The 8,547-nt window shown below is 69.4% G+C and carries 8 protein-coding genes; 4 read left to right on the top strand and 4 right to left on the bottom strand.

What is annotated here, in order from left to right:
- The first annotated feature begins 528 nt into the window (after nucleotides 1-528).
- Together VGD44_RS23000 and VGD44_RS23005 are read left to right on the top strand one after the other, a co-directional pair.
- Nucleotides 529-2,451, top strand: a complete 1,923-nt coding sequence (locus VGD44_RS23000) for a calcium-binding protein (RefSeq protein ID WP_331090717.1) — start codon at nucleotides 529-531, stop codon at nucleotides 2,449-2,451.
- Nucleotides 2,452-2,834: 383 nt separating this feature from the next.
- Nucleotides 2,835-3,617, top strand: a complete 783-nt coding sequence (locus VGD44_RS23005) for a hypothetical protein (RefSeq protein WP_331090718.1) — start codon at nucleotides 2,835-2,837, stop codon at nucleotides 3,615-3,617.
- Between the two features lie 3 nt (nucleotides 3,618-3,620).
- Here VGD44_RS23005 and VGD44_RS23010 read toward each other — a convergent pair whose 3' ends face one another.
- Together VGD44_RS23010 and VGD44_RS23015 are read right to left on the bottom strand one after the other, a co-directional pair.
- A complete protein-coding gene (locus VGD44_RS23010) occupies nucleotides 3,621-3,929 on the bottom strand; it encodes a hypothetical protein (RefSeq protein ID WP_331090719.1) in 309 nt (102 codons plus the stop codon).
- A 231-nt stretch (nucleotides 3,930-4,160) separates the two neighbouring features.
- Complete coding sequence (locus tag VGD44_RS23015) at nucleotides 4,161-4,829, bottom strand: hypothetical protein (RefSeq protein ID WP_331090720.1); 669 nt, start codon at nucleotides 4,827-4,829, stop codon at nucleotides 4,161-4,163.
- Between the two features lie 93 nt (nucleotides 4,830-4,922).
- Here VGD44_RS23015 and VGD44_RS23020 point away from each other — a divergent pair, with 93 nt between their 5' ends.
- Nucleotides 4,923-5,243, top strand: a complete 321-nt coding sequence (locus tag VGD44_RS23020) for a DUF1905 domain-containing protein (RefSeq protein WP_331090721.1) — start codon at nucleotides 4,923-4,925, stop codon at nucleotides 5,241-5,243.
- A 55-nt stretch (nucleotides 5,244-5,298) separates the two neighbouring features.
- Nucleotides 5,299-6,246, top strand: coding sequence for an alpha/beta fold hydrolase (locus tag VGD44_RS23025; protein WP_331090722.1), 948 nt, complete (start codon nucleotides 5,299-5,301; stop codon nucleotides 6,244-6,246).
- Between the two features lie 3 nt (nucleotides 6,247-6,249).
- On the opposite strand, the gene VGD44_RS23030 is transcribed toward VGD44_RS23025, so the two are convergent.
- Together VGD44_RS23030 and VGD44_RS23035 are read right to left on the bottom strand one after the other, a co-directional pair.
- Nucleotides 6,250-7,305: a glycosyltransferase family 87 protein gene (locus tag VGD44_RS23030; protein ID WP_331090723.1), complete on the bottom strand. Its 1,056-nt coding sequence runs from the start codon at nucleotides 7,303-7,305 to the stop codon at nucleotides 6,250-6,252.
- A gap of 68 nt (nucleotides 7,306-7,373) precedes the next feature.
- Nucleotides 7,374-8,547 (bottom strand): patatin-like phospholipase family protein (locus VGD44_RS23035; RefSeq protein ID WP_331090724.1); only part of this gene is annotated, 1,174 nt, incomplete at its 5' end.

The following is an 8,547-nucleotide window of genomic DNA, read 5'->3' on the forward strand; positions in this document are numbered from 1 at the left end:
CGACATGGCCCAGGTTCGCAAGCTGCGGGCGGCCTTGAGCATGCGCGGAGGTTAGGGGCGGCTGATTAAGCTAGGGCTAACCCTGGGGAGGTCTGTGCTTCCGAGGTCCGCGATGGGTGGAAGGAGACGTTAGGTCATCACAATCGACACGCCTCCGATGAGCAAAAGAGCGTGCTTTGCGACGGCGGCAATCTGCTCGCACTCTTGGTGGGCTGCGAAGAGCCAGCGCCGGTTCGAAAGGCCGGCGGCTGCGCTCCGAAGCGTGAGCTTCGTCCGATCCGAAGAAGCGCCAAGACGTTGCGCGGGACAGCGCGTGCGCAATGGGCAGGTCGAGGACAATCCCTCGGCGTCCTGCGCGATCAAGACCGTTCTCGTTCCCGCGGCGTCGGAGGGCTGAACGACGCAGCGGCGGCGCGACTGAAACAATTGCAACGCTTTTCACGGCCGCGCGACAACGGGCTCTGACGTAGCCGGCGCATTCACTCCCCACCGGCAGCACATGCCGAATTCATTTTGGGGAGAAGACCAATGGCTACGAAGACAATCTATGGCTCGCAGAATGCAGACACGATCACTGTCGGCTCGATCAATTGGGACGCGAGCGACAACTACGTGATCTACACCTATGGCGGCGACGACGCGCTCGACCTGTTTGTGGACGGCACGCTCTGGGTCGATGCCGGCGCAAATGACGACCGCGTCGATGTCTGGGGGTCCGGCTCGGCGACGATTTATGGCGGCGCGGGTAACGATGACCTCACGCACCACGAAAACACTTTCGATGACGGCGTGGTCAAGTTCTATGGCGGCGACGGCGACGATTGGCTGACCAGCTACGTGAGCGGCGCCGACATCCTGGAGGGCGGCCCGGGCAACGATCACATCAGCCTTGCAGAAGGCAATACGGGCGTCGGCGGCGCCGGCGACGACACCTACGACCTCTACAATATCTTCGATCCCTACGCGTCGCAGTACGACGTCACAATCGTCGAGGCCGCGAATGGCGGCCATGACGTGATCGAAGCCAACTTCAGCGAATTCACTTTCTTCGCGAACGTAGAAGGATACCGCGCCCTCTACACAAAAGACATCAAGATTACCGGCAACGACGCCGACAATAGTGCATTCCTTTCCGGTGGAAACGACTACGCGAAGATGGGGGGCGGCAATGACATCGTCTCTGGCAATGGCGGCAAAGACACGTTCTACGGCGATGCCGGCCACGACTCGGTGACCGGCGGCACGGGGGATGACTGGATCTCCGGCGGGACCGGCAACGACGTCCTGAAGGGAGGCGACCTCGAGTATGGCATTGCCGGCAACCAAGACGGCTACGACACGCTGAACGGCGATGACGGCGACGACAAGCTCTATGGCGGAGAGGGCACGGACTACCTCTCGGGAGGCGCCGGGAATGACCTTCTTTTCGCAGACGCCTCAGGCTTCGGCTGGGATTCCATGCTGGGCGGAGCCGGCAATGACACCTATCTGACCGACGGCGCCGACACCATCATCGAATACTCTAACCAGGGCATCGACACGATCAGTTTCCTCGGGACGACCTACACGCTCGGGGCAAACATCGAGAACGTGGTTCACGGCGATCACCCGGCTGGCACGTTCTACAACGCCAAGGAGACCACGATCACCGGCAACCTTCTTGCCAATTCCATGACGGGCAACAAGTACGCCAACACCTTCTACGGCGAGGCCGGCGCCGACACGCTGAGCGGGATGGGCGGCAACGACATACTGCGCGGCGGCGAGAATGACGATCGGGTCTACGGCGATGACGGCAACGACCTGCTCTACGGCGAGGCCGGCAACGATCGGGTCTATGGCGGGGCGGGGGTCGACTCCGCGTACGGCGGGACCGGCGACGACGAGCTGGGCGGCAACGCGGGCGACGACTTCCTGGTGGGGGAAGACGGCAACGACGTCATCTACGGCGGCAGCGAGAACGACTATCTCAACGGCGGCTGGGGCTATGACAAGCTCTATGGCGAAGATGGAAACGACACCCTCCGCGCCGGCGGGCTGAGCGACTATGCCTACGGCGGCAACGGCAACGACACGTTGTATGGCGAGGGCGCCGACGACTTCCTGTGGGGTGGCGCTGGCAGCGACAGGTTTGTCTATTCGAACCTGACTGACAGTCAGATCGGCCTCGGCATCGACAAGATCCAGGACTTCAACCCTCTCGAGGACAAGATCGACCTGTCGGCGCTCGACGCCAATGCGCAACTGGCGGGCAACCAGGCGTTCACCTGGGCTGGCATGAGCATGCCCACCCCGCAGGCCGGCAACCTCTGGGGCCAAGCCTTCCCGGCCAATGCCTATGGGCCCGAGTTCGTGCGGGTCTATGGCGACGTGAACGGCGACGGCCTCGCGGACTTCCAGATCGATGTGCTTGGCCGAACGGCGCTCGACGCCTCCGGCTTCATTCTCTGAACCTGCCGCGTAAGAAGGTGGAGCGGGGTCGCCTGGCGCGGCTCCGCTTTGCGTTGAAAGCACGGCTGGCTCACACGGGGGATGCCCGGCTTCGCTTTTTCGCGGTCCAACCTGAACCAGCGCCACCTCCACCGCTTCGCGGTACCCCTCCCCCATGGGCATGGGGGAGGAACTGAGCGGATCGTCTGGCGCCAGTTCCTCACCCGCTTGCGGGGGAGGGGGACCGCGAAGCGGTGGAGGGGGCGCTGGCCGCGGCAGCAGCTTCCATAGTTCACTTTTTGTTCTTGACGGCTTCGCGCAAATATGCGAGAGTTCTGTCAGGGTTGGAGACTGCGCCTTGCGGCGCGTGGCGGCCCATTTTTCCACATTTCGAGAGACGAGCGATGGCTGAGGACATGGGTCCTGAGTGTGCGCCGGCGCGGCGGCCGCATCGGGCGTATGTGCGCTATTCCAGGGCCGTGGTGGAGCGGCTGTGCGCGCGGCTGGCGGCGGGGGAGCTCTTGTACCGGATCGCGCGCGACCCCGACATGCCGACGCCCGAGGCGGTGGCCAAGTGGGCGAAGGCGAAGCCCGAGTTCGCCGCGGCGCTGCTGAAGGCGCGGCGGGAGGGCGGGCGGCCGGCGGGGACGCGGGGGCAGCCGTTCGGGCTGTGCGAGCATGTGGCGCACGAGATCTTCGAGCGGCTGTGCGAGGGGGAGAGCCTGACCTCGATCGGGCGCGACCCGACGATGCCCAGCATCTCGACCATCTTCAACTGGCGGCGGAAGTTCCCCGACTTCGACGCCGAGGTGCGGGTGGGCATGCGCATCCGCGCCGAGATCATCGCCGACCGGGGCGACGAGCTGGCGGACGAGGCGACGCCCGACACCGCCTACCTCACCCAGGTGCGGCTTTCGCACCTGCGCTGGCGGGTGGGCGTGCTGGCGCCGTGGGAGTTCCGCCCCAGGCTGGTCGACCCGCACCAGCCGCCGAAGCCGCAGCTGCGGTGGCTGATGCGGCGCTTCGACGTGGAGACGGACCCGGAGACGGGCAAGAGGAAGGTGGTCGCGTACTGCCCGAACCCGGACACCGGCGAGGTGGAGCGCGAGGACGCGCCGGGCTGGCGCCAGGCGCCGGACAGCGTTTCGCTGCCCGGCGGACGGCGTGGCGCCGGCGACGTGCGCTAGGGCCTATTCCTCGAAGTTCGGGTTGCAGCCCTCGCCCGGATAGGACGGGGCGTCGAGCGGATTGACCCGGAAGCCCAGGAGCCCCGCCAGGAACTTCAGGAAGGACCCGAAGCTCTGGACCCGGCCGGGGAAGTCGCCAGGCGGCGGGTCGACCGGGTTGTCGTTCAGGCCCGAGAACGCGCATTCCGAGGCCGCGACGTCGGTGGCCGGGATCGGATCGCCGTTGCCGTTCACTTCGCCGGCGAAGGCCGGCGGGGCGGCGTAGAGCGCAAGCGCGGCGAACGAGGCCGCCAGCGCGGGAACCTTCATCATCGTCTTACTCCGTCTGGGTCAGAGCCGGCGGCCCATCCGGCGGCCCCTGGCCACGCGTTCTGAACATCGCCCCCACGTGCGCCTGCGCACGCACTCGAACACGGGAAGTAAAACCGTGCGTTGATCCGGCCTTCAGTATTACGCGTGCTGATTGAAGACTACGCGATACTGCCAAGCTTGATCCGTTCATTAGAATTCCGCCTGTCTTCGGAGATTGTCAATTTAGCGCTGTTAAGCGCGGAGAGCCTCGAGCACGCTGCGGAGCCGGCGTCCGAACCGCAGCCGGACGAGGAACACGGCCAGGATCGCGAACGGGGCGAAGGCGAGGACGACGAGGACCGGGGAGCCGCGGACGGCTTCGGGCAGGGCGTCCTGCTGGCCCAGGAAGAACGAGCCGGTGGCGATGAAGAACGCGCTGCACATGCGCCATAGGTGCCGCGAGATGCGCTGCACCGGGGTGAGCGCCTTGCGCAGGATGGCGTTGAGGTCGAGCAGGCCGGCGACCAGGCAGAAGCCGGCGACGACGAACACCGGCCCGAGGCCCACGGGGGTCGGCCGCGCCGTGCCGGCGAAGGCGCCCCAGGCGATGATCGCGCTGAGCGCCAGGATGAGGACGCAGGCGGCGATCTCGATGCGGCCGGTCGTGCCATCGTGGCGGCGGGCGGCGAGCCAGGAGGTGATCACGAAGTAGCCGATGAAGAGGTCGCCGACGGCCGAGTCCGGCTTGCCATCCCGCAGGTGCAGGAGGGTGGCGGTGAGCCACAGGAGGAGCATGGCCGCGACGAAGCCCTGCCCGGCGCGGACGTGGAGCGCGCCGCCCTTGCGCGCGGCGACGGCGGCGGCGCCGGTGACGAGGGCCACCATCCCGCCGGCGATGTGGATCCCCATGAGGAGGGTCATGATCGCGAGCCTAAGCGCGGGCGGCGCTCCGCCCTATGACCCACGGCATCAAAAGCTTGATCGGCGGGGACGTGAGCGGCTCTGTTGCGGCCCATGACCGCGCCCGACCCGCCACTGCTGGAGTTCGCCTTCGAGGCCGAGGTGATCCACTGGCGCGGGCCCTCGCCGTTCTTCTTCGCGCCCCTGCCGGCGCGCGAGGCGGACGAGGTGCGCCGGGTGTCGCGGGCGGTGACCTACGGCTGGGGCGTGATCCCGGTGGAGGCGCAGGTGGGCGGCGTGGCGTTCACGACCTCGCTGTTCCCGAAGGACGACGGCTACCTGCTGCCGCTGAAGGACGCGGTGCGGCGCAAGGCGGGCGTGACGGCGGGCGATACGATCGCGGTGGGGATGATCATCCGGCCGCCGCGGCGGTAGGCGGCGGGGGGAAGGGACCTCGCCAGAGCGGCGCCGTTCGGGCTAGGCAGGGGACATGCTGCTGCTTCGCCTGATCCTGTTGGCCGTGCTGGGCCTCGTCGCCGCCTGGGGGGCCGTGGCGGTCGCCGCCGAAGCCGTGAGCCGGGGGACGAAGCCGCGCGGCGAGATGGTCGAGGTGGGCGGCCGCAAGCTGCGGCTGGTCTGCGAGGGGCCGAAGGGCGGCCGCCCGGTGGTGTGGCTGGAGTCGGGGGCGTTCAGCGGGGCGGCCGACTTCGCGGCGATCCAGCAGAAGCTGACGGCGAAGGGCTTGCGGAGCTGCGCCTACGATCGGGCGGGGATGGGGTATTCGGACGTGGGGCCGGCCCCGCGCGACGGGAACGCCATCGTGGCCGACCTGACGGCGGTGATGGCCGCGTCGGGCGAGCCGGGGCCGTACGTGCTGGTGGGCCATTCGATGGCGGGGCTGTACCTGCGGCAGTTCGCGGCGAGCCATCCGAACGAGGTGGTGGGGCTCGTGCTGCTGGACGCGGTGACGCCCGAGATGGTGGCGATGCCGGGCGCCCAGCGGTTCGTGGAGCGGATGACGACCGTGGCGCGGCTGGGGTCGGTGGCCGGCAGCCTGGGCCTGACCAAGCCGCTCTACTGGTGGGGCGACCGCATCGGCCTGCCGCCGGCCGGGAAGGCCGAGAAGCGGCGGGGATTCATTTCGGGCCGGCAGAGCCGCGCGGCCTATGCCGAGGTGAAGGGCTGGCGCGCGGCGGCGGCGCAGGCGGCCGCGGCCGGGCCGCTTAAGCCCGAGTGGCCGGTGGCGGTGATCACCGCGGGGCCGCCCTCGCCGCAGATGGACGCCTGGAATTCGGTGCGCCAGGCGCCGGCGCGGGGCTCGCGGGCGCCGCTGATCGAGAACGTCGACGCCGCCGACCACCGGACGCTCCTGGGCCTGACCTACGGCGACCGGGCGGTGGCCGGCGTGGAGCACGTGCTGAAGGCGGCGGGGCGCTGAGCGTCAGGCGCGATCGCCGACCGCGCGGCCCTGCCCGTCACCCGTACGCCGTAGCTCGGTGAGCCCGAACCACAGCACGACGGCGACGCAGCCGATCAGGACGGACACGGCGTTTCCCACAAGACCCACGACCAGGGCCGCGCCGAAGGCCGCCAGGGCCCAATGCTGGGGTTGCCGGCCGATCCGGGACACCCCCAGCGCCGTCAGGGCCGCGAGGTCGTAGGGCATCAGGTAGGGTGCGCAGAGCACGCCCCCGACCAGCAGGCCGGCGAGGTTGCGCTCCCGCCACGCGAACCAGCCGCCCAGCGCCACGAGGGCGACCTGCCAGAGGACGTGGTCGAACACGGCGGCAGGTTGCAGCTGCAGGACGCCGCCCTTGAACGCCCGCGCCGCGGCGATCCATTCCAGCCACAGGTGAGGGCCCAGCGCGAGGCTGGCCAGCACGAGGCCGAGGCCGGTGAGGACCGCGGCCGTCAGCCCTCGCCAACGCCCCCACAGGATCAGGGGCGCGACGAGGGCCGCGGTCGGCTTGAGGCAGGCCACGATCGCCAGCAGGGCGCCCGCCCACGCCGGACGCTTCTCCAGCAGCAGGCCCGCGCCGATCAGTCCGGCGCCCGTCCAGAACGCCGTCTGGCCGGTCATGAGGCCGTACAGCAGCGGCTGGTAGGTGACCGGCGCCCCGAAGCCGATGGCGAGCAGCAGGGCGAACGGGGAGAGCGCCAGCAACCACGCGGCGCGCAGGTTGAGGAAGCTCGCGGCCAGGACGAACAGCGCGAACGAGCCGACGGCCCAGACCACATAGGCCGTGAAGTAGGGCAGCAGGGTGAAGGGGAGCGCCAGCAGCAGGAAGGTCGGCGGATAGGCGAAGGGCGAGCGGCCGTTCTGCATCCAGGCCGGCAGGCCCACGGTGCTCTCCGGCGCATAGGGTTCGCGCCAGTGAAGGGCGGCTTGGTAGAAGACGTTGAAGTCGGCTTCGCCCGACGGGCTGGCGTCGTAGGTCAGCAGCCACGCCACCGAGAGGCCCGCCGCGACCGCGACGAGCAGCACCCGCTCGAGCATGTGTCTGAGTGCGACAGCCCCCACGCCGGGAGACTAGACACGGTCGGGTTGCGCCGTCACGCGCCAGTTCACGGCTTGGGATACGCCTTCCACGGCGACCCCTGCGCCCACGCGGCCTCGCCGCGGCGGATCAGGCAGGCCATGAACCCGGGATCGAAGATGGTGTCGTCAGCGGCCGGCGGACAGCCGTGGCCGAGGGCTGAGGCGGTGTAGGTGACGGCCCTGGTCCCGTAGCGCTGCTGGGCCGCGAAGTGGGCGGCGAAGATGGAGTCCTGCTCGATCTGGTCGAAGGTGATCGCCTTCAGCCGGCCGAGGGTGGGCAGCAGCGCCGCCTTCACCGCGGGCTTGGGCGTCACGCCGGGGACGCCGTTCACCAGGATGTAGACGCCGGCCGGCGCGTCGGCGAGGCCGCGCGCGGCCAGCGCCCGGGCGGTCGCCGCCTGCAGCCCACTCACGAACACCGAGTTGCGCACGCCGCCGTCGTAGTAGGGGACGCCGCCGATGGTGACCTGCCGGAACACCAGCGGGATCGCCGCCGAGGCGATGATGGCGCCCGCGTAGCACTGGCGCCGCTCGTCGTCGGAGAGGGCGGGGTCCTGGGCGATGGCGGTGAGGTCGAGGGCGTACATCCGGCCGTCCAGCGCATCGACCGCGCCCACCAGCAGCAGCCGGCCCTTGCCGCCTTCCCTGGCAACGTCGGCAAGCAGGGCCTTGTCGGCGAGACCGAGGACGACGTCGCGCAGGGGCGCAAGGTCGGCGCTGGAGCCGTGGCTCAGGAAGAACAGGCCGCCGTGGCGGTCGACGAGCTCCTTCTCGTCGTCGATCGAATAGGCTTCGACCAGCGGGGCGTCGCGGCCGAGGAAGGCGTAGGTGGCCTGCAGCGCGCCGGTGCTGACGCCGGTGACGACGTTGAAGTCGGGCCGGGCGTTGGGGCCGGACTGGGCGCTCCAGCCCTTCAGCAGGCCCGCGCCATAGGCGCCCCACTGCCCGCCGCCTGACAGGATCAGGACGTTGGGCGGGCCGGGGCGCGCGACGCCGCCGGCGGGCCCCACGAAGGCGTCGCCGATCCGCCGGCTCAAGGGGTCGTCCCCCTCGACGCGGGCCGAGCCCAGCGGGGTGACGGGCAGGGCGGTGCGGAAGTCGTCGATGCGGGAGCAGGCGAAGTCGAGCGGCGTGTCGGTGGCGCAGGCCGACAGCGTCAGCAGCAGGAACGCCAGCGCGAGATGGCGAAGCATGAGGGCC

Source organism: Phenylobacterium sp. (assembly GCF_036402295.1).
GTDB lineage: Bacteria > Pseudomonadota > Alphaproteobacteria > Caulobacterales > Caulobacteraceae > Phenylobacterium.